Consider the following 21446-nt stretch of genomic DNA (forward strand, 5'->3'; position numbering starts at 1 on the left):
TATGGCTGATCTGCTGGCACAGGTATAAGCCTGATTTCCAGCAGCGTGCCGGTGTGCAATGCACTGGCACAGCCGGCTAAACCTCAGTAAAAGCAATTGTGCATGACAGAAGAGTCTGCTAATTTTGGAAACGTTAATTTCCTTATTTTAATGCCTGATACAGAAGCCATCTGCCGCACCAGATAAATGCGGCAAGGCACCCTGTGCAGGCAGCGGCATAATGTCAAATAACCGGAGCAGTTATGGCCTCTGTTTCAGCACAACCGGCAGCACACTGGTCACAGCCCGTGACAACACTTACCGGCTTCTCCCACAGCTATGTAAACGTCAGCGGAGTACGTCTTCACGTGGTGAGCGGCGGTAATCCGGAAGGAGAGCCGCTGCTGTTACTGGCTGGCTTTCCGCAGAGCTGGTTTGCCTGGCGTCACGTTATGGCAGCGCTTGCCGATCGTTACTGGATTATTGCCCCCGATCTGCCGGGGCAGGGAGAGTCAGACAAGCCGTTAACCGGCTATGACACGCTGTCACTGGCCAGAACAGTGCAGGGTTTGCTGCAACAGCTGAATATTGGCGCCCACTATCTGGCCGCTCACGATGTCGGGGCATGGGTAGCCTGGCCCTATGCCATACTGGCCGCGGATACGCTGAAAAAGGTGGCGCTGCTGGATGCCGGTATCCCGGGGGTAACCCTGCCTGATATGCTGCCTGCAACACCTGATAAAGCCTGGAAAACCTGGCATTTCGCCTTTCATATGTTGCCGGATCTGCCTGAAGCATTAATCAGCGGGCGTGAATCGCTCTATCTGGAGTGGTTTCTGAAAAGCAAAACGGCCAGTCCGATGGTGTTCAGCGATGAGGATATGCACGAATATACCCGTCTGCTGCAGCAGCGTGGTGCGCTGCGCGCGGCGCTGGCAACTTACCGGGAGGTCAGTGTTTCCGCTGCACAAAACCGGCAGCTGCTGCACGACAAGGGGCCGCTTACTCTGCCGCTGCTGGCGATCAGCGCCGATCAGGGATCAATTGCCGATATGGCCGCTCCGCTGCGAAACGTCGCGGTTAATGTCTATGGAAAAACGCTGCGGCACTGCGGTCATTTTATTCCGGATGAGCAGCCCCTGATGCTGGCACGGGTGCTGCGTGACTTCTTTGAATAGCGAACAGTGCAGGTTTAACTGCACGGCAGAGGCGTCTGAGCGGAGGCGGGCTGAACACGTTGCACCAGCCAGGCGTGAAAGGATTGTGAGTGTCTGGCAGGCGAAACATTCACAAAAAATAACACCAGCCAGCGCGGTTTTATCGCTATAAATGCAGCCAAAAAAGAAGGTGTTTTTTGTGCGTGCATGTATAGCAATTATCACTCTGTTTTCGATACTCATCCTGTCCGGCCGGAACGCCACGGCGGCAGACGCGATGGCGTTCTGGTCAGCACCCCGGCAGGGGGCTAACAGCTTTAACCGGCTGCCACCGGACAGCGCGTATTTTACGGCCCTGCGCGGCTATGGTGCCAGCTGGGTACGGCTCTCCTGGGATAAATGGCCCACGCAGCAGCGCGACTTTTTACTGGGTAACGCAGACGACTATCGCGGGCTGGATGACGGCGATCTGCAGACGCTCATCCGCACACTTGACCGCGCCTGGGCGGCGGGCCTGCACGTGGTTATTACGCCTCTCTCTCTGCCCGGCATGCGCTGGGCGCAGAATAATGGGGGCAAATTTGACGATCGGCTCTGGCAGGATACGGTCTGGTGGGAAGCCAGCGTGCGCTACTGGCACGATCTGGCTGCCGCTCTGCGCGATCATCCGGCTATTGCGGCCTATAACCTGATCAATGAACCCGCGCCGGAAAAAAATGGCGGGCTGGCTGAACACGCCAGCAGCGAGGCTATGGCGCGCTGGTACCAGCAGCAGCGCGGTGGGAGCCGCGATTTGCCGGGGTTCTATACCAGGGTAATTGCCGCTATCCGTGAAGTGGATGCTGTCACACCCATTATGGTCGACAGCGGCTGGTATGCGGCCGCTGATGCGTTTGATTACTGGCCTGGGGCGCTGAGCGATAAACGCATACTTTATAGTGTGCACATGTATGAACCCTATGCTGCGACCAGCGCGCCTAACGCCCGGCGTAAACAACCCTGGCCCTATCCGGGCTATGTGCCGTTTGGCGGCGGAATGCAGCAGTGGGATGCAGCGCGCATCGCGGACTATCTGGCCCGGCCCTTTAACTGGGCCGCGCGTAATGGGATCGGTAAGCAGCAGCTGGTGATCGGCGAATTTGGCTGCGTGCGCACGCTGGCCGGGTGTACACAGTACCTGGAGGATGTTCTGACGGTGCTGGACAGCTATCACGCACACTGGGCGTTCTATAGCTTTCGTGAAGATAGCTGGGACGGCATGGATTATGAACTGGGACGTCAGAAGGTCCCGTGGCGCTACTGGCAGGCGGCAGAAAAAAACCTGCCCGATCCCCTGCCGCGCAGCGCCACTAAAGAGTTTGAGCCCATCCGCAAGCGGCTGGCCCGTCAGTAAAGCACGCCAGGCTTTCAGGCCTGGCGTGCCGCATCAGGCGATGGTTTTACGATTACTGAGCAGATCTTTTACGCTCTCCGCCACCCGCTTACCCGCCAGAAAAGCATGATCGGAGTTGTAATACTCCCATTCACTGTAACGACCGGCCAGATGAATACTCTGCGTAGCCAGCCAGCTGCGGATCAGCGCAACATTGGCACTGCGCGCATGGTCATAAACTACGTAGGCGTACGGCATATTTACGATGCTGCTGGTAAGGATCTCATCATCCTGATTAATAATGCCCACCCGGATACAGTCATCGATGCAGCGCTGGATCAGCGCCTCACCCTCACAGGGCAATGGCTGGTCGTCACGCCAGGTAATTTCACAGGTCAGGCCAAATCCGCCCGGGGGATTACAGTGCGGGCTGGCGTTACCCTGCAGAAAAATACGGTGGAACAGCGTGTCACCCGGATAGTAGATCCAGTGCTTTTCACTGATGGCCGGCCGTCCGATGCCGAGGTTAACGCAGCAGACTGAGGTATGGCGCAGCTGAGAGGCCGCCTGCTGTACCGCCTGCGGCGCGCGTGCGCCCATCAGGCGCACCAGTTCCGGCAGGGGCAGCGTGCTGATAAGCTGGTCATACTGCAGATGCCGGCCATCGCTGAGCGTGACGCTGCGCGATTGTGGCTGAATCTCTGCTACCGCCGTGCCGGTTTCCAGCGTACAGGTAAGATGGGGCAGAAAGCCGTTCATCAGCGCCTGAAAACCGCCGCGCAGCGGATAGCCGAAGCGTGCGTTAGGCCCAACCGGTTTATCCAGCGGCGCGAGTGCACCGCTAACAATCTGCGCCAGATCGGGCAACGGTACGCGACCGCCCAGCCATGAGGTCTCCATACTGGCCAGCGGCGTTTTCCACAGTTTACGGTTATAGGGAACGGCAAAATGACGGGCGATGCCTTTGCCCCAGACGCGATAGATAAAGTGTTCAAAATCTTCGTTGTTATGCTGTTCAGTAATGCAGCTCTCATCGGCTATCACGCCGTCGGCGCAGCAGTCGCGCGATGCGTCCACGGCAGGCAGCACGGCGGTCTCGTTTTCAGCTGCGCCGTAGCGCGCTTCAATTGCGCCCAGCACACACTCACCGATCACCTCCGCAGGCAGACCGTGCAGCGCTGACTGGAACGGATAACGCGTATAGACATCGTGGCTGTAGACCCAGGCTTCACGCATCTGCCAGTGCTGATTTTCCCCCAGCAGCAGGTCATACAGTTCCAGCACGTAGGGATCGTTAGAAAACATGATGTGGCCGGCATAGTCGAAGGTAAAACCTTTATCTTCTATTGACCGGCACCAGCCACCCGGTGATTCGTTTTTCTCAAGTACGACGGCACCTTTGCCATAATGATAACCGGCACTGAGACCGGTAGGGCCTGCGCCGAGGATGAGGCATTCAACCGGATGCAGCGTGGCCGGCTGCGTGCGTTCAGCGTGTACAGCGGGCTGAGCCGCTGGCTGCGCTGGCCGGCGTTTGATGGCGCTAAGGTGCTGCTGCATCTGCGCCACTGTATTATCCCACGACGTTGCAGCCACTATGGCAGCCATTGCTTCATCCTGCATATGACGCCGTTCAGCGGTCAGACGCAGGGCGTGTTCGCAGCCCTGAATAAACGCTTCCGGTGAATCTGCGATGGTCACAATGTCCGCATAGTGACGGGCTACATCAGCGATTGCCGTGCTGACTATCGGCAGCTGCGCCGCCATGTACTCCAGTACCTTCGTCGGGCTGATATAGCGCGTTGACGCGTTCAGCGCGAACGGCATCAGACAGACATCCCAGCCGGCCAGAAACTGCGGCAGAGCGGCATAAGGCTGCTGGCCGAACCAGTGCAGATTTTTACGCTGCGGCAGCGTCGCAGGATCGATCTTTACCACCGGTCCCACCATGATGATCTGCCAGTCGGGGTGTGCGTCAGCCAGGGCGGTGACCAGCGGCAGATCCATGCGCTCGTCAATGACGCCGTAATAACCGAGACGCGGTTTAGGCAGAAACTGCTGTAGCGGATGGCCGTTGCTGCGATCGAGCGCCTGCGCAAAATGCCCGGCATCCACGCTGCTGGGAAAACAGTGAACGCGCGGATGACGATCTTTTTTTGCTTCATACAGGCTGCGTCCGCCGGTGAAAACCAGGTCGGCGCGGCTCAGAAGGGCTGATTCGCGCTGCTGCAGCTGACGCGGCGCCTGATCGAAAGCGGACAGCTCATCCATGCAGTCATAAATGATCCCGCGGCTGTTAAACGCGCTAAGCAGCGGCAGCGCCATGGGCGTGTAGAACCACACCAGCGGTTCTGCGTCAGGCTCCAGCAGATTGCTGAGCAGCGGCTGCAGTAACGCAATCTGGTCGTCATGAAAACCGGGGGCGTGTATCGGCGTATGCGGCTCGACCACGGTGACATTAGCCGCAGGCTGCGAGGTGCGTAATCCGGCTTCACCTGCCTGATAAACCGGCTCTTCGATAAAAATAATCCGGTGGTGCTGTGCAAGGCGTGAGAGCACATGCTGCGGCCGCTGAAACACAAATCCCCAGCGCAGATGACTAAATACCACCAGTACAGATTGATTCATGACGAACTCCTTTGGCCCAGCGGCCGGTGTGAGAAACCCCTGAAAACGCGCGAGTGCGCGTTGTGATTGCCGCAGCGCGGCAGCGTAAGTGTGGTTAAGTAAGCGGACTTTCTGCGGATCGACATCCCACAGGCCGCTATGCGGCCAGTGCATGAGGTTTTCCCAGAGAGGCCGATCAATAATGGGATAGAGACAGATACCGCGAATGTCACAGCCCGCCAGCTGCGCCTGTGCGATCTGGCCGGTGATATGGGTCAGCCACGCCGCGCGGCCGCTCCCGACATGGCTGGTTTCCGCCAGCAACAGGGGGCGCTGATAGCGCGCCGTGAGGCGGGCAAGCATGTCGGATAACGGACTACGCCGCGCATCATCCAGATGCCACTCCAGCCGCTGGCCGGTCTGCGCCAGCCACTGATTACCGTGGTAATAGTTGGCTCCGATCAGATCCAGATAGCGCGGTGACCCGCCCAGCTCCGGTTCACGCAGCCCTGCCAGCATGTCCCACGCCTGATACTGCGCGTCCGTCAGGGTGGCGGCGTGCTGCTGCGCGTGGTCGCTGTCATCATCCGCCACCACGTGAATGATGGGATCGCAGTGCAGAAAGCGCGCGCGCGGGTCGACGGCAAGGATGGCGTCGCAGCCCGCCAGGGCAGCCCGCACCAGCTGACGCTTAATGGCATCAGGGTCGCTATGGGCGCTGTCACCAAACAATCCCACTGAAATGCCCCAGGCGAAAAAAGAGAGCTCGTTAATCGGTGAGTAAACCGGGGGAGCGTCGCGGTAAAACCCGGTCAGCCAGGTCGCAACCTGATGGCAGAACTGCGCAAACCGCGGCACAAATTCAGGCGAAAACAGGGTGAGATCGGCAGGCCAGCCATAGTGGCTCAGCGTCCAGTTCACCTGAATGTTGTGTTCTTCTGCCGCCTGCATGCAGCGGGTAAGCCGGGCAAACGTGCGCTGAGGATCGGCTTCAGTCAGCCGCCAGCCGACGCTTTCACGCACTGAACGGATATCAAATGCAGCAAGCGCGGCATAATCAGTTGCAATATGCACGTCGTGCGCATTAATTGCATTCATATCAAGTGTAATCCCGGCGGGATTAATATGGTCGGCACCCTCAAACCCGGCCTGCCAGAAGCTGGAAAATGGCAACATTGAATTCTCCTGGAAAAACAGGACAAAACAGCAGCCCTGTAAAGTAAATTACAGGGCCAGCTTTAATTAAAATTTATCAGGGCTGTGACTGGATAAATAAAAAGGCTGCCGGCGGGTTACATCACAAAGTCAGGGCAGCGGTAAAACTTTTTAAAAGTTGTTTGAAGAAATTATAGTCAGGCACCGGGTTTCAGCAACTCTGTGAAGTTGCTGGAAAAAAAGCAAAGCGGCAGCGAATGCTTTGCTTTATTAGCCGCAAAAAACCTTTTTTTCGGAGAATAAGTTTATTTATCAACGGGTACAGATAACAGCTGATGTGGCAACGTGTCAGCAGTGGATGATTAATTCGCAGAGGGTTTTTATTCCCGCTTACCGTTTTTTAATCCGGGAAATAGCTGCTGCTGTTTTCAACACGTTGAATGACTTAATAATTACACCTGCCATTTTTTACCGGTGGTATTTTTTTACTTAATGTTTCCGGCAACGACTGTGCATCAGAAAAAATTGCATGACGTGTTAAACCGGTCGCTGAGCAAAAGCCGTATCGGCCAGCGCGGCAAGGTAGCGTGCTGCAGGTAACAGCACATCATCATTGATGCGAAACGCAGGGTGATGCAGAGGCCAGGCTTCACCGGTACCAATCATGATAAATGCGCCAGGTATATATTGCTGATAATAAGAGAAATCTTCGCCAATCGGTGTGGCGGGAATTTCACGCGCGTCCAGCCCGTTGAGCGTGGCCTGATGCAGGGCAAACGCAGTCCAGTGCTCATCATTTATCACGGCGGGCGGCCCCGCCTGCCAGCTGATCGTTATTTCGGCCGCAAAAGCAGCGCTGATACCGTTAACCAGTTCACGGAAGCGCTGTTCAATACGCTCGCGTGTGCCAGCAGAAAAGGTACGGACAGTGCCCTCCAGCCACGCGCTTTCCGGGATAACATTCCACGCGCTGCCGCTGTGGAGCTGCGTAATTGAGAGCACAGCATTCTCTGCTGAAGGGGTATTACGGCTGATCAGCGTCTGGGCTGCAGAGACAATCTGCGCGGCAATCACAACAGGATCGTTACCCTGATGCGGATGTGCGGCATGGCTGCCGGTGCCGCTGATATGCAGGACAAAGCGGTCAACGGCGGCAGTCAGCGCGCCTGTCCGGCTGCCGGCGACGCCTGCCGGCAAAGTGGGATCGTTATGGAGCCCAAAAATGGCAAAAGCATCCTGCAGGGCACCGCTGGCAAGCACCGCAGGTGCGCCTTTACCGGTCTCTTCTGCAGCCTGAAAAATAAAGCGTACCCGGCCTGCCAGCTGCGCCTCGCGTGATTTCAGCAAAATCGCTGCGCCGAGTATTGCCGCGCTGTGAAAATCGTGACCGCAGGCGTGCATAATTCCGGGATGCTCTGAACTGAATTCTACTCCGGACTGCTCTTCTACAGGCAATGCATCGATGTCGCCCCGCAGTACTACCAGCGGACCGCTTTCGGGACCCACTTCGGCGACCAGTCCGGTTGTCAGCGCTAACGGCAGAATGCGGATATTCTGCGCCTCAAGCTGCTGACGAATTCGCGCGGTGGTGGCAAATTCCTGGTTTGATAGTTCAGGGAAGCGGTGCAGCTCCTGACGGAAAGCAATCAGCTGTTCATTTAACGGGGTTAACTCTGACGACGACATAGCCTGTTCCTTGCTCACGATTACGCTGCGCGGCGTGCAGCACACATTATCCGGAGAAGGTAACAGCAGAGAGAGGTGTAGCTATATCTCAATACCCGCAATGGTATTGTGATAAGTGAATAACTGCAGTGACTTAACAGCTCAGAACTATTAGAAACAGAGGAGAGAGTGGCGAAACCAGCCCCGGGGAAATGAGGCTGGAAAATATTACTGTCAGCCGATCAGATTAAAAAATCGTCCAGTGATGCGCCTGCATCGACAGCACTTTTAATCGGAGAAGGCGTACGGCCCTGACCCGTCCACTGCTTTTCATTACCGTCTTCATCGGTATATTTATACTTGGCCGGACGCGGCGCGCGTTTAGCCTTGGGTTTAGTTTCCGACTGGTTTAATTTCGCAAGTTCACTAATGTCAATGCCGTCATTCATCAGCATCTCTTTGTATAACGCCAGCTTTTCTTCTTTTTCACGCTGAGCAGCATTATCTGCTTCAGCTTCTTCACGGCGCTCTGCAACTACCACAGCGAGCTTTTCCAGCATCTCATTTAATACCGCTACTTCAATATCACGCGTCTGAGCACGCAGTGTACGAAGATTATTCAATGCCTTTAGTGCATCGCTCATGAATATAACCCTTATTACTGATATGAAAATTTTAAAGCGCGCATTCTACGATAATTTTTTTGGAATTAAAATATGCATTGAGGCGCGAAATCCGCTGTTCCGCGTAATTATCAGGCTCATTGAGTTATCACCCGCTTAGAAAATTCATCTTCTGCAAATTGAATATTTAACAGACATTAAAGTCTATAAAGCGCTCACGCCACGCAACGGGCAGATTAATCCTCACGCCACGCAACGGGCAGATTAATCCTCACGCGATGACATCGGGCGTGTGCAAAGCGTTGATGGGTCACCTGCTTTTCCCGGGGCCAGCCAGCGTGTTTCTGTCGCGTTTTGTAATACGTTACACCGATAACCGCGCAGGTTGTCGAGATAACCCACCGATAAACAACCTTACTTGCTGAAAATCCATCCTTTTTACTGGAAAGGAAGCGGGCAGAAGCCGTAACAATTTCTTGCAATAGTAATCTTAATGAGTATATTTCTCATTTGCTTTCTTAACTGCGCCTGCCGCCGTCGCAGAGATACCTGGGTGAAAACTCGCTGCTGCCCGGCCTATGTTGCGCACCATTCCCGTCAGGAGGCCTGTCTGATATGACCGGCAGGGTGCTCTGACAGATAAACGAAAATGAGAACTAAGGATTGCTATGTCTTTTGAACCGATGCGCGTGCGGGCCGCGGCTGCTAAGGCACAACCTGTGCTGAAATTGTCATTACTTGCGATGCTGGTTGCAGCCGGTGTCGCACAGGCGGCGGAACAGACCCTGATGGTGGAAACCAGCGCGTCTGACGTGGAAAATCATAATGCCCGGGATTACAGCGTACCGGTAACGCGCGCAGGCACAAAAATGGCGCTGACGGCGCGCGACATCCCTCAGTCGGTATCGCTCATCAGTAAACAACGCATGGCCGATCAGCAGCTGCAGTCGCTGAATGATGTCCTGTCCGACACGACCGGTATCCGGGGTGTTTCTGCGGATATGGATCGTACCAGTTACTACTCACGCGGCTTTCTCATTGATAACTACATGGTAGACGGGATCCCGACCGCGTTCGCATCACGCTGGAACCTGGGCGATGCGCAGACCGATATGGCGCTTTATGAGCGGGTTGAGGTGGTGCGCGGCGCGACCGGTTTACTCACCGGGCCTGGCAATCCTTCTGCGTCAATCAATATGGTCCGTAAGCACGCTGACAGTAAAACGCCCACCGGATCGCTGGAAGCGAGCTACGGCAGCTGGAATAAACAGCGCTATGTCGCCGATCTCTCTGCACCGTTAACGCCAGAAGGTAACGTACGCGGTCGCGTGGTGGCAGGCTATGAAGATAAAAACAGTTTCATCGAACGCTACGGTTTTGAGAAAAAATTCATTTATGGCGTGATAGACGCCGATCTGACTGACAGCACCACGCTTTCGGCAGGCTACGAATTTACGCAGGTCGATACCGATTCGCCGATGTGGGGTGGGGCACCACGCTGGTATACCGATGGCAGTCAGACGCATCTGCGTCGCGGCTACAATACTGCGCCGGAGTGGGCTTACAATGATAAAGAGAACCGCAAGGTTTTCGTTAACCTGCAGCAGAATTTTGATAACGGCTGGAATATTACGCTCAACGGCACGCATAACGAAATGCTGCTTGATAGCAAGCAGATCTATCTTGACGGGTATTTCAATAAAGTGACCGGGACGGGCAGTTCCGCTTACGCCAATTACCCGGTAGTCGGGGGAACCGGTTATAACACCGGTAAGCGCAAAGTGGATGCCGTAGATGCCTTTGCCAGTGGTCCGTATGAGCTGCTGGGACGCCAGCATCAGCTGATGCTGGGGGTTAACTACAGTCGTCAGGATAATAAATATTACAGCGCCTGGACCAATATATCCGCTGCTGAACTGGGTAATTTCAACAACTTCAACGGCAACTATCCGGAGCCTGACTGGTCACCGCGCGAACCGGCGACCGACAGCCAGCTGGTGCGGCAGAAATCGGTCTATATGGCCACGCGCCTGACGCTCGCCGATCCGCTGCATCTGATCCTCGGGGCGCGTTATACCAACTGGAACCGTCAGGGCATCACCTCTGAACTGGAAGAGAACAATACCACGCCTTATGGCGGTCTGATCTGGGATATCAATGAGGCCTGGTCAGCGTTTGCCAGCTACACCTCGGTTTTCCAGCCGCAGGATAACCTGGACGCCGGCGGCAGCTTCCTGACGCCGATTGTCGGTAAAAATTATGAAGCCGGGGTTAAATCAGACTGGTTTGACAGCCGTCTGACCACCACGCTGTCTGTGTTCCGCACCGAGCTGGATAATGCGCCGGTTGATACCGGGCGTTTCAGCGACAGCGGGAGCGCTATTTATGAAACCACTGATGGTGTTGTCAGCCGCGGCGTTGAGTTTGAAATCAACGGCGCACTGACCGATAACTGGCAGATGACGTTTGGCGGCACGACCTATATAGCGAAAGACAGTAAGGGTGAGGCTTACAACTCACAGCTGCCCCGTACCTCTTTCAATCTGTTTACGCAGTATCGCATACCTCAGTTCGATAAACTGACGCTGGGCGGCGGCGTTAACTGGCAGTCAAAGACCTGGAAAGATATTGGCGGACCTGAGGGTAACGGAAACTGGCGTGTACGTCAGGGAAGCTACGCGCTGGTTGACCTGTTTGCCCGCTACGACGTGACAAAAAATCTCTCATTACAAGCCAATCTGAAAAACCTGTTTGATAAAGAGTATGATGAAAATGTAGGCAGCAGCGGCATCGTTTATGGCGAACCGCGCAGCTACTCGGTGACGGCAAGTTACCGCTTTTGATCCCAACAGGCGCGTTCAGGCGCGCCTTTTCTCCGCTCACAATTAATGATTTTTCCTGATTGAAATCGCGAAGAGCCGGGCCGCAATGCGCAATCGGCCCGAAAAAATAGCGTAGTACCCGGATAAAATAACGCGCCTTACTGTTTAACACGGTTATGGGTTAACCCGTGCGTTTTGTGCAAAACAAAAGCAGCTGTTTTTCAGTACATTTTGCCAAAGTCCGGTCATTTCATCTGCAAATCCATCTAAGCCACTGAATCATATAAATAATAAAAATAAAGCCAGTAGAGCGTTGCCCTTTATTCAGTACAGGATTTTGCCCTCATTATCAGACAACAGCAGTTTTGCTAATATTATCAAAGTTAATGGAATAGCCTTTTAAGGAGGATGGGTAAAAATTTATTGATAACGTTTTCTATGCAATTAAGCGGCAGTGTTTTAATTAGCTTGCTATCAATCATTACGGTAACCTTAAAAATAGCCGTAAAAATAACTAATACAAAATAACACGCTGAAATGTTTTTCGGGGAATAGTCTGAATAACAAAAGAGGAGGCTGATAAAGCATTATACTCGTCAGGCGATCTGCAATTTTAACTTTTTTGAATGCCGGGTTTGTAGTGCTTAAAGTTTATGGCCGGAGTATAAAATGAAAATCATCATTAGCGGCAAGGGATATCCCGAAAAAAGAAATATTGTTACGGATGTTAAAAAAACGTATATCGATTTTCACTCCAGAAATATCTGGACGTATATCAACGCGTTCCGTGGGAAAATTCTTAAACGCAATAAATTGTTTATTTTTTCTGCTCCGCTATGGTCTGCAGGAAACGATAAAAAAGTCGTGCATCTCTTTAACGAGGTAGCCACCAGCCGGGGACGCTGGGTTTCAACATTTGAAACAGAGCTGCCGCGGGTATTACCCGTGCCGGGCGTCGCCAAAACCGCCAATCCACTGTTAAAAAAACTCATGCGCCATGTTGCAGCACCGGACTGTGCAGGCATTATTGCTATTTCAGAAGCAACGCGAAAAATTGAGCTGAAACTGCTGGATGCATTTCCCATCGAACGGGAAGCGATTGCCGACAAACTGCATGTGCTGCATCCACCGCAGCCGGTCCTCTATGAAGGCGGACGTGCCCCTGCGGCCGATAAAATGGTATTTACCTTTGTCGGCAACGAGTTCTATCGTAAAGGCGGGGCAGAAGTCGTGATGGCTTTTTCCGAACTGATGGATGAAGGCGTGATATCAGCCGATCAGATCAGCGTTAATCTGATCGGTGACATCAAAAAACAGCATAATATTGCGCATCATGAATGGCAGGATGATGCCGATTTCCATCATCAGATTGAAACCCTGATAGCAGAGCGTTCGGTGTTCACCCATCATACGGGATTACCGAATGATGCCGTGATGCAGCTGCTGCGCAATACGCATGTCGGATTGCTGCCAACCTGGCAGGATACCTACGGCTTTTCCGTACTGGAAATGCAGGCGTGCGGCTGTCCGGTAATTACCACTAACGTCAGAGCACTGCCGGAAATTAATCCGGCACAGAGCGGGTGGCTTATCAACTGCCCGCTTAACGACATGTTCGAACTTAATGTTGACACCCTGGCAGAGAAAATGGCGCTGCGCATATTAATCGTGTCGCAGCTCAAGGCGCATATTAAAGCGGTTCTGGAAGACAGGATGCGCGTGGCCGATTATTCAGCAGCAGCCGTAAACAGGATCCGCCAGCATCACGATCCGGATAAATTTAACCGCGCGCTTTCGGCTATTTATGGTGCAAAAGATACGCGCAGTTCATTTGACCGCAGCGAGGCAGGTACGCTCAAACGCTCTTAATCTGCATCCAGCTTTTAACCTTTCTTTAATCTGACTCCTGCATTTCCTGCAGGAGTTTTTTTATTTCTGTTCCGGTCAGCCAGGTGATATGCGCAAAACAGCAATAGAACTAACAATATGATGTTTTACGTAATGGAATCATCGCCTGCAAACTAAACGCCATATTCATCAGGACAAGGACAGGGCGTATGTCTTACCAATTAAGCGTGCTCGATAAGTCGCCGGTTGCGGCAGGAGAAAATGCGACACAGGCACTGGCGCGCTCGCTCAAACTGGCGCAGCTGGCTGAGAAATGGGGCTATAAGCGCTTCTGGGTTGCAGAGCATCATAACAGCGAGCAGCTGGCCAGTCCGTCACCTGAATTGCTTATCGCCTGGATTGCCGCGCAGACGCGCACCATTCGCGTCGGCTCTGGCGGCGTTATGCTGCAGCACTACAGCCCCTATAAAGTTGCAGAAAATTTTAACCTGCTGGCATCGCTGGTACCGGATCGCATCGATCTCGGCGTCGGCAAAGCGCCCGGCGGGTTGCCGCTTTCAACGCGTGCGCTACAGCTGGGGGTAAAGCAGAGTGAAAAAGGCAGCTTTGCTGAACAGCTTGCACTGCTCGACAGCTGGCTGACCGCATCACCCTCTGCTGATGAAGAGACGCTGCGCGCCACGCCCCAGCCGCCGCGTCCCGCCAGCCGTTTTTTGCTGGGTGCCAGCGACGCGAGCGCAGAGCTGGCCGCAGAGATGGGCTGGCAGCTGGTTTTTGCTGCACACCATAACGGCGATCCGCTGCAGATGGCGCGCGTCCTGCAGCACTACCATGAACGCAGTCGCAGCGGTCGTGCGCTGGTCGCGGTTCAGGTTGTCGTTGCGGATTCGCCGGCAGAGGCTGAACTGCTTACCGATGCGCTGCGGCTTTATCACGTCAGCATTAAAAATGGCCCGGCGGTGACCGTTGCCAGTCTGGAGCAGGCTGAGCGTTATGTGCGTCAGGGTGAATACACAGATTACGTGATAGAACCGCGCACACCGTCACTGCTAAAAGGAACTGCTGCGCAGGTACATGCTCAGCTGGAGTCGATGCACCACCGTTATGGCATTGACGAATTTATTATCGATACGCCACTCGCCGATGAAGCTGCCCGGTTTAAATCACTGGAGCTGCTGGCCACTGCGCGTATGGCTACGGTTTAAGGAGAGCGTAATGATCCGCTCCGCTTTTCTTATCCGCTTCTCTTTCCGGCATTTGCGTGAGCGATGTTGCCCGGCACAGCGCTGATTCTGTCTGCATAACACCCTTTAACTTTTTTTCGCCCGGCATCCTTTACGCTGCCGACGGCTCTGCTTTGTCAGGAGTTTATAATGAGTAAAAGAGAATTACGCCTCGGTACAATGCTGCACGGCGCGTCGGGTAATATGTCCGCGTGGCGTCATCCGGCTGCGCAGGCCGACGCCAGCATCAGCTTTGACTACGCCAGAAAAATTGCGCGCAAGGCGGAAGCGGGCAGGCTTGATTTTCTGTTTGTTGCTGACGGCCTTTATATTAATGAAAAATCGATCCCGCACTTTCTCAATCGCTTTGAACCGCTAACGCTGCTGTCAGCGCTGGCGGCCGTGACGGATCATCTTGGGCTGGTTGGCACCGTCTCTACCTCTTATAGCGAGCCTTTCACTATTGCCCGGCAGTTTGCCAGCCTCGATCACCTCAGCGGCGGTCGTGCCGGCTGGAACGTAGTGACCTCTCCGCTGGAAGGATCGGCAAAAAATTTCTCACGGCAGCAGCATCCGGAACACGCGCTGCGTTACCGGATTGCGGATGAGTATCTGCAGGTGGTGAAAGGCCTGTGGGATTCCTGGGAAGAGGGGGCCTTTGTGCGCGACAAGCGCAGCGGTCAGTTTTTCGATCCGGCAAAGCTGCATACGCCCGATCACCGCGGCGATTTCTTTCAGGTGCAGGGGCCGCTGAATATTGAGCGTACGCCGCAGGGGCGGCCGGTGATTTTCCAGGCCGGCGCCTCGGGGGACGGGCGACGCCTCGCCGCACGCCATGCGGATGCGATCTTCACGCATCATGCAAATCTGGACGAGGCGCAGGCGTTTTACCGGGATGTTAAACAGCAGCTGGCTGATAACGGACGCGCTGCGGAAGACCTGCATATTTTTCAGGGCGTCAGCGTGATCGTTGGCGATGATGCCGCTGATGTTGAGCAGCAGTATCAGGCTACCGCGCAGCTGGTCTCAGTGCCGGATGCGCTTAATTATCTGGGGCGGTTCTTTGACCACCACGATTTCTCACGCTATCCGCTGGATGAACCTTTCCCCGAGCTGGGTGATATTGGCCAGAACAGCTTCCGCAGCACTACCGATGAAATAAAACGCAACGCACGCGTGCGTGGTCAGACGCTGCGCCAGGTTGCACTGGAAGCGGCCACGCCACGCCCGCTGTTTCACGGCACGCCAGAACAGGTCGCTGATGGCCTGCAGCACTGGTTTGAGCAGGAAGCCGCCGATGGTTTCATTATCCAGGGCGGTACGCCCGACACGTTTGAACGTTTTGTCGATCGGGTTATTCCGCTGTTGCAGGCGCGCGGGCTAAGCCGGCGCGACTATCCGGGCACCACGCTGCGCGCCAGTCTGGGGCTGCAGACCCCCGTTAATCAGTTCACATCATAAGAATGATCAGGATGCATACGATGCAGAGAAAATCATGGATAGCACTGCTGTTAGTGGGGCTGAGCAGCGCAGCCGTGGCAGAAAACGTAGCCGTCAACGGGCAGCAGGTCAGCGTGGAGGCGAATAAGACGCCCATTAATACCGCTAAAAATGCAGCGGCGATCGCGCAGATCCCGGCCGGACACCGGTTTGCTGTACCTGGCGCGTTTACCGTGGCGGTGGCCGCCCTTAATTCCCCTCCGCTTACCGTGTTCAGCGACGACAACAAAACGCTGCTGGGCAGCGAAGTGGATATAGCGCGTCTGGTGGCGGACAGCCTTGGCCTGAAGCTCAACGTCGTGCCGACCTCCTGGGAAGACTGGCCGCTCGGCGTGGCGTCCGGCAAATATGACGCGGCGATCACCAACGTAACCGTCACAAAAGCGCGCAAAGAGCGTTTTGATTTTGCCACCTACCGTAAAGACTCGCTTGGCTTTTATGTGAAAAAGAGCAGCCCGATTGTTTCGCTCAGCAAAGCGGAAGATATCGCCGGCCTGCGCATTATTGTCGGCTCCGGGACCAATCAGGAAGCGATCCTGCTGGCATGGGATCAGCAGAATCGCGCAAAAGGCCTGAAGCCGTTTATCCCGGTTTATACCAAAGATGACGCTGCGCAGACGCTCTCACTGCAGGCCGGACGCGCGGACGCTTACTTTGGCCCCAACGTTATCGGGGCCTGGAAAGCGGCGCTGAACGGGCAGACCAGGCTGGCGGGCAGCGTGGATGGCGGCTGGCCAAAAGCGGCACACATCGCGGTGACGGTGAAAAAAGAGAGCGGGCTGGTGCAGCCAGTCAATACGGCACTGAACGGCGTAATGCAAAACGGCGACTACGACAAGGTGCTGAATCGCTGGGGCGAAGGAATCGAGCGACTTGACCGCTCGGAAATCAATCCACCGGGACTGGGTGACTAAGGGGACAATATGCATTTTTTTCGTGACGTTTCACCCGCAGCGGCAGAGCTGCAGCCGATTATCGCTGGTCTGTTTGGTGAATATGCTGCCCGCTACGGCGATTTTTTCAGCAGCCAGAATGAAGTGGAGCGGGATGAGTGGTTTTTACCTGCGCAGGGGGGCCTGTTCATTGTACTGGAGCGGGAGGGCGAAATTATCGCCATGGGCGCCTACAAGCGCTATGACGCACAGACGGCGGAGCTGAAGCGCATCTGGACGCGTGCCGATCTGCGCCGGCAGGGGCTGGCCTTGCTGATCCTGCAGGAGCTGGAGCGCCGTGCGCTGCGCGCCGGCTATCAGCGTGTTTACCTGACCACCGGTTTCCGCCAGCCCGAGGCGGTACGCCTGTATATTGGTTACGGCTACCAGCCACAGTTTGCCCTGCTGGAAGATATGGAGGTTTATGGTCTGCCGCCGCACGATGGCCGCCTGCGCTTTCTGAAGATAATGGATGTCCACGCTGCGGCGCAGGCGAGCTGAGGAGTAAAAAATGAGCGAAACGCAAAAACTGACCGTGGTACCGGCACGTTATCCGGCGCGCAGCCTGGGCGCGGTGGCAGCGCTGTTTATTCTGGCGGCGGTGGTGGATTCCATCGCATTCAATCCGCGCTGGGAGTGGGGCGTATTTGCGCGCTGGTTTTTCGACCCGGTGATCCTGAACGGGCTGGGGCAGACGCTGCTGCTGACGCTGGCGGGCACCGTACTGAGCCTGATTTTCGGCGGTCTGCTGGCGCTGGCGCGGCTCTCCTCCTCATGGCTGCTGAGCACGCTGGCGTTTGGCTATATCTGGCTGTTCCGCTCGCTGCCGCTGATTGTGGTACTGATCATTCTCTATAACTTCTCCTATCTCTACGACACCTTATCGCTGGGTATCCCGTTTACGCCCTGGTCGTGGGGTCACTTTCAGACGATCAATGTGCTGGGCCAGTTTCCGGCGGCGGTGATTGGCCTGACGCTGGTGCAGAGCGCCTATAGTGCAGAGATTATCCGCGGCGGCTTTCTCGGTGTGGATCAGGGGCAGTTCGAGGCTGCATCAGCGCTGGGGCTCTCTTCTTCGCGCCGGACTTTTCGTATCATTCTGCCGCAGGCGCTGCGCGCGATCATTCCTACCACTTTTAATGAAATCATCAGCCTGGCCAAAGGCACGTCAATGGTTTACGTGCTGGCGATGCCCGAGCTGTTTTACACCATTCAGATGATCTACAACCGCACGCAACAGGTGATCCCGCTGCTGATGGTAGGCGCGGCCTGGTATCTGATTATCACCACGGTGCTGTCGCTGCTGCAGCACAGCGTTGAGCGCTCACTGGCGCGCAGCGTAACCCGCGAGGCGCCGCCATCGCGCTGGCGGCAGTGGCGTAACCGTTACTCAACCCCTGCTGTTATTGAGGAGCGCACTCATGTCCGAAGCCATTGATTACCGCCCGTCCTGTACTGCCGGGGCTGTCACAATCACCGGCGTCAGCAAGTCGTTTGGAAAACACAAAGCGCTGGATGCCGTGTCGCTGTCGCTGGCACCGGGATCCGTGACGGTTATTCTCGGGCCATCCGGCTCCGGCAAGTCCACGCTGCTGCGCACCATCAATCATCTGGAGCGGGTCGATGAGGGCTTTATTCAGATCGATGATGACTACATCGGCTATCAGCGTCGCGGCGATAAACTCTATGAACTTAAAGAGCGGGCGATACTGCGTCAGCGGGTAAATGTCGGCTATGTTTTTCAGAACTTCAACCTTTTCCCGCACCTCACCGTGCTGGAGAATCTGACAGAAGCGCCGATCGCGCATCGACAGCTTTCGCGGCGCGCGGCCATTGAACGCGCCGGTGAGCTGCTGGACACGGTAGGGCTGCGGCATAAAGCCGACGCCTGGCCGCGCCATCTCTCGGGTGGCCAGCAGCAGCGTATCGCGATTGCGCGCGCGCTGATGCTCAATCCGCGCGTGATGCTGTTTGATGAGCCGACGTCGGCACTGGATCCGGAGCTGGTGGGTGAGGTGCTGGACGTCATTAAAAAGCTGGCGCGCTCCGGTACCACGCTGGTCATCGTGACGCATGAGATTGGCTTTGCACGTGAAGTAGCAGATAACGTGGTGTTTATGGTTGACGGACGCGTGGTTGAGCAGGGCAGCAGCGTGCAGGTGCTGAATCAGCCGCGTCACGAGCGCACCCGACGTTTTCTGGCGCGGGTGCTGTGATGACGCGGTTCATACTAACGCTGGTGGTATCCGGCCTGCTGTTTTCAGCCGCGCAGGGCGCGGCGCTGGATGCGGCTGATAATGAAACGGCGATTCATATTGCCGCCGATCCGCAGGCGATAGCCAGAATTCCGGCAAACTATGCGTTTGTTCATCCTGGCTTTCTGACGGTCGCGACCAGCGCCACTAACTCACCGCCCATTGGATTGTGGGCCTCAGATAACAAAACGCTGATTGGCAGCGATCCCGATCTGGCGCGACTGCTGGCTGAAAGCCTGGGCCTCAGGCTCAGACTGGTTCCTGCGTCGTGGGAGGAGTGGCCGCTGGGCATCAGCGCGGGACGTTATGATGTGGCCATGTTTAATATCGCCGTAACCGAAGAGCGTAAGCGCAAATTTGATTTTGCTACTTACCGGGCTGACAACCACGCCTTTGCCGTCCGGAAAGGGAGTGATATCACTGCGATTACCGGACGGCAGGATGTTGCAGGCCGGCGCATTATTGTAGGATCCGGCACTAACCAGGAGAAGATCCTGCTGGGCTGGGATGCGAAAAACCGCCAGGAGGGATTAGCACCGGTGCAGCCTGTTTATCTTAATGATGACGCCTCTGCCACGCTCGCGCTGTTGTCCGGACGCGCGGATGCCACCTTTGGCCCACAGGCGGTGGCAGCGTGGAAAGCGGCATCACGCGGGCAAACGGAGGTTGTTGGCCACGGTCCGTACCGGGCATGGGTAGCGGTCACCACCAAAAAGGGCAACGGGCTGGCTCCGGCACTGCAGCAGGCGGTCAATCATGCCATTGCCAGCGGGCAGTATCAGCAGGTGCTGACACGCTGGGGAGAGCAGGATGAAGCGGTAGCGCAGTCGCAGATCAACCCGCCGGGCATTGTTTATCAGTAGGGACGGGTCGCACCGCGGCCCCGTTTCTCGCCCTGATATTTTTTCACCCAGCTTACCACCTCTGCCGCCGGCAGAGGCCGGGCAAAGTGATAGCCCTGAAAAAACTGGCATCCCCGGCTGCGCAGGTAGTGAAACATCTCTTCGCTTTCAACGCCTTCAGCCAGCACGTTTAATCCCATTTCGCGCGTCAGCTCAATCGTTTTATGTACCACAATAGCGGCTGATTCATTGTCAAAAATATGCATAATCAGGGACTTATCAATTTTGATATCGTCAATCGAAAAATCGCTAAGCGATTTCAGCGATGAGTAACCGACGCCAAAATCATCAATCGCCCATTTTACACCGAGATGGCTGAAATGCGCGATAACGTCGCCGATATGCTGCTGATCGTAGATAAACGTGCTTTCGGTGATCTCAAATTTAAGCCGCTGTGGCTGGATCCTGTAACGCGAGAGCAGCAGCAGGGTTTCCGCGGTGAAGTCGCGATGCATCAGCTGCAGTGGACTGATATTAACAGAAAACACCAGTTCGCCGACGTGCCGGAGGCGCTCCCAGGCCGCGATGTGCTGCAGCGTGCGCTCCATGACCCAGTGACCAATCTCAATCATCAGGCCACTTTTTTCCGCTACCGGGATAAAAACGTCCGGTGAAATAAACCCTTTAACCGGATGTTTCCAGCGCAGCAGCGCTTCAAATCCGGTCAGGTGCTTACCGGCATCCACTTGCGGCTGAAAATAGAGCTCCAGCTGCTCCTGAGCGATGGCGGCGGAGAGTTCGCGTTTTATCAGGTCAGTTTCAGAGTAATCACCGCGAAAGGTCAGGGCGGTCAGCAGCAGAGAGATCATGGGAACAATACAGTTAACGATGTAGAAACTGGCTTCCGCCGGCAGCGTAAAATGAAACGATCCCTGCTGCCAGGTCAGGCCGGTCAGGGTAAAAATGAGGTAACAGGCGAGGCAGATTAGCGGAAATATTTTGCTGAGATAGCGCGGCTGTTGCCGCAGGACGAGTGCTGAGCCAATGGTCAGCGCGATCAGATAATTGCAGGCCGAGGGTTTAACGGCAGGATGGTCATTGTCCAGCAGCAGCAGAGCTGTAATGATAAACAGCAGCGCATGCGTGACGATCGCCAGATGCCGCTGCAGTTTGCCGTGAAAGGCAACGGCGCAGATATAGAGGCCCAGCGCCACGCCCAGATAGTAGAGCGACGGTATTGCTGGCGAACGGCTATGGGCGTTAAGCAGCGCCATATAGATGCCTGAGGTAGTGCTGGCCACCCCCGCAATCAGCAGCGTAAAGCGCAGCTTCTTTTCTGCGCTCTCTCCCTTCAGGCTAAAGGGCAAATTACGTACGCGCGAATAGCCCGCAGTCAAAAACGCGATCATCACTCTGCTCTGTAATTGATTAGTTTTATTGTATTCAGGAACGCTATCTTAGCGCTA

Annotated in this window: 15 protein-coding genes; 11 read left to right on the forward strand and 4 right to left on the reverse strand. The window is 55.3% G+C overall.

Translation table 11 applies throughout. The annotated features are described in order from the left end of the window. Positions 1–242 precede the first annotated feature (242 nt). Both BBA90_RS00245 and BBA90_RS00250 read left to right on the forward strand, forming a co-directional pair. A complete protein-coding gene (locus BBA90_RS00245) occupies positions 243–1157 on the forward strand; it encodes an alpha/beta fold hydrolase (RefSeq protein WP_065647335.1) in 915 nt (304 codons plus the stop codon). Positions 1158–1335: 178 nt separating this feature from the next. Next, positions 1336–2529 (forward strand): glycoside hydrolase family 5 protein, encoded by a 1194-nt coding sequence (locus BBA90_RS00250; protein ID WP_240484861.1) that lies wholly within the window; start codon positions 1336–1338, stop codon positions 2527–2529. 33 nt (positions 2530–2562) lie between these two features. On the opposite strand, the gene BBA90_RS00255 is transcribed toward BBA90_RS00250, so the two are convergent. From BBA90_RS00255 to BBA90_RS00265, 3 genes are all read right to left on the reverse strand, one after another. Next, positions 2563–6291 (reverse strand): FAD-dependent oxidoreductase, encoded by a 3729-nt coding sequence (locus BBA90_RS00255; RefSeq protein WP_065647336.1) that lies wholly within the window; start codon positions 6289–6291, stop codon positions 2563–2565. A gap of 516 nt (positions 6292–6807) precedes the next feature. Next, positions 6808–7956, reverse strand: coding sequence for an amidohydrolase (locus BBA90_RS00260; RefSeq protein ID WP_065647337.1), 1149 nt, complete (start codon positions 7954–7956; stop codon positions 6808–6810). Positions 7957–8177: 221 nt separating this feature from the next. Then, on the reverse strand, positions 8178–8579 hold the full coding sequence (locus BBA90_RS00265) for an H-NS family nucleoid-associated regulatory protein (protein WP_065647338.1): 402 nt from the start codon (positions 8577–8579) through the stop codon (positions 8178–8180). 647 nt (positions 8580–9226) lie between these two features. Between BBA90_RS00265 and fhuE the strand changes: the two genes are divergently transcribed. The 9 genes from fhuE to BBA90_RS00310 all read left to right on the forward strand — a co-directional run bounded on the left by fhuE (position 9227) and on the right by BBA90_RS00310 (position 20001). Further along, positions 9227–11401 (forward strand): ferric-rhodotorulic acid/ferric-coprogen receptor FhuE, encoded by a 2175-nt coding sequence (gene fhuE / locus BBA90_RS00270; protein ID WP_084798719.1) that lies wholly within the window; start codon positions 9227–9229, stop codon positions 11399–11401. Between the two features lie 648 nt (positions 11402–12049). Beyond that, complete coding sequence (locus BBA90_RS00275) at positions 12050–13249, forward strand: glycosyltransferase (RefSeq protein WP_065647339.1); 1200 nt, start codon at positions 12050–12052, stop codon at positions 13247–13249. A 188-nt stretch (positions 13250–13437) separates the two neighbouring features. Beyond that, on the forward strand, positions 13438–14433 hold the full coding sequence (locus BBA90_RS00280) for an MsnO8 family LLM class oxidoreductase (RefSeq protein ID WP_065647340.1): 996 nt from the start codon (positions 13438–13440) through the stop codon (positions 14431–14433). Positions 14434–14601: 168 nt separating this feature from the next. After that, positions 14602–15912, forward strand: coding sequence for an LLM class flavin-dependent oxidoreductase (locus BBA90_RS00285; protein ID WP_065647341.1), 1311 nt, complete (start codon positions 14602–14604; stop codon positions 15910–15912). Positions 15913–15932: 20 nt separating this feature from the next. Next, a complete protein-coding gene (locus tag BBA90_RS00290) occupies positions 15933–16865 on the forward strand; it encodes an ABC transporter substrate-binding protein (protein WP_065647342.1) in 933 nt (310 codons plus the stop codon). Between the two features lie 9 nt (positions 16866–16874). Beyond that, positions 16875–17384 (forward strand): GNAT family N-acetyltransferase, encoded by a 510-nt coding sequence (locus BBA90_RS00295; protein ID WP_065647343.1) that lies wholly within the window; start codon positions 16875–16877, stop codon positions 17382–17384. Between the two features lie 10 nt (positions 17385–17394). Continuing rightward, positions 17395–18321 carry an amino acid ABC transporter permease gene (locus tag BBA90_RS00300; protein WP_065647344.1) on the forward strand — a complete coding sequence of 309 codons (927 nt, stop codon included), beginning with the start codon at positions 17395–17397 and terminating at the stop codon, positions 18319–18321. Beyond that, on the forward strand, positions 18305–19099 hold the full coding sequence (locus BBA90_RS00305; RefSeq protein ID WP_065647345.1) for an amino acid ABC transporter ATP-binding protein: 795 nt from the start codon (positions 18305–18307) through the stop codon (positions 19097–19099). Before BBA90_RS00300 ends, BBA90_RS00305 begins: the two co-directional genes overlap by 17 nt. After that, positions 19099–20001 (forward strand): ABC transporter substrate-binding protein, encoded by a 903-nt coding sequence (locus BBA90_RS00310; RefSeq protein ID WP_065647346.1) that lies wholly within the window; start codon positions 19099–19101, stop codon positions 19999–20001. Before BBA90_RS00305 ends, BBA90_RS00310 begins: the two co-directional genes overlap by 1 nt. Here BBA90_RS00310 and BBA90_RS00315 read toward each other — a convergent pair. After that, on the reverse strand, positions 19995–21389 hold the full coding sequence (locus BBA90_RS00315; RefSeq protein WP_065647347.1) for a putative bifunctional diguanylate cyclase/phosphodiesterase: 1395 nt from the start codon (positions 21387–21389) through the stop codon (positions 19995–19997). The two genes, BBA90_RS00310 and BBA90_RS00315, sit on opposite strands and share 7 nt — an antisense overlap. Between the last annotated feature and the right edge of the window lie 57 nt (positions 21390–21446).

Source organism: Pantoea eucrina (assembly GCF_001691555.1).
GTDB lineage: Bacteria > Pseudomonadota > Gammaproteobacteria > Enterobacterales > Enterobacteriaceae > Pantoea > Pantoea borealis.

Excerpts from the sequence above, each read along its gene's own strand:
- BBA90_RS00305 (WP_065647345.1), top strand. The coding sequence starts at position 18,305 with ATGTCCGAAGCCATTGATTACCGCCCGTCCTGTACTGCCGGGGCTGTC.
- BBA90_RS00285 (WP_065647341.1), top strand. The coding sequence starts at position 14,602 with ATGAGTAAAAGAGAATTACGCCTCGGTACAATGCTGCACGGCGCGTCG.
- BBA90_RS00290 (WP_065647342.1), top strand. The coding sequence starts at position 15,933 with ATGCAGAGAAAATCATGGATAGCACTGCTGTTAGTGGGGCTGAGCAGC.
- BBA90_RS00265 (WP_065647338.1), bottom strand. The coding sequence starts at position 8,579 with ATGAGCGATGCACTAAAGGCATTGAATAATCTTCGTACACTGCGTGCT.
- BBA90_RS00295 (WP_065647343.1), top strand. The coding sequence starts at position 16,875 with ATGCATTTTTTTCGTGACGTTTCACCCGCAGCGGCAGAGCTGCAGCCG.
- BBA90_RS00275 (WP_065647339.1), top strand. The coding sequence starts at position 12,050 with ATGAAAATCATCATTAGCGGCAAGGGATATCCCGAAAAAAGAAATATT.
- BBA90_RS00255 (WP_065647336.1), bottom strand. The coding sequence starts at position 6,291 with ATGTTGCCATTTTCCAGCTTCTGGCAGGCCGGGTTTGAGGGTGCCGAC.
- BBA90_RS00245 (WP_065647335.1), top strand. The coding sequence starts at position 243 with ATGGCCTCTGTTTCAGCACAACCGGCAGCACACTGGTCACAGCCCGTG.
- BBA90_RS00310 (WP_065647346.1), top strand. The coding sequence starts at position 19,099 with ATGACGCGGTTCATACTAACGCTGGTGGTATCCGGCCTGCTGTTTTCA.
- BBA90_RS00260 (WP_065647337.1), bottom strand. The coding sequence starts at position 7,956 with ATGTCGTCGTCAGAGTTAACCCCGTTAAATGAACAGCTGATTGCTTTC.
- fhuE (WP_084798719.1), top strand. The coding sequence starts at position 9,227 with ATGTCTTTTGAACCGATGCGCGTGCGGGCCGCGGCTGCTAAGGCACAA.
- BBA90_RS00300 (WP_065647344.1), top strand. The coding sequence starts at position 17,395 with ATGAGCGAAACGCAAAAACTGACCGTGGTACCGGCACGTTATCCGGCG.
- BBA90_RS00315 (WP_065647347.1), bottom strand. The coding sequence starts at position 21,389 with ATGATCGCGTTTTTGACTGCGGGCTATTCGCGCGTACGTAATTTGCCC.
- BBA90_RS00280 (WP_065647340.1), top strand. The coding sequence starts at position 13,438 with ATGTCTTACCAATTAAGCGTGCTCGATAAGTCGCCGGTTGCGGCAGGA.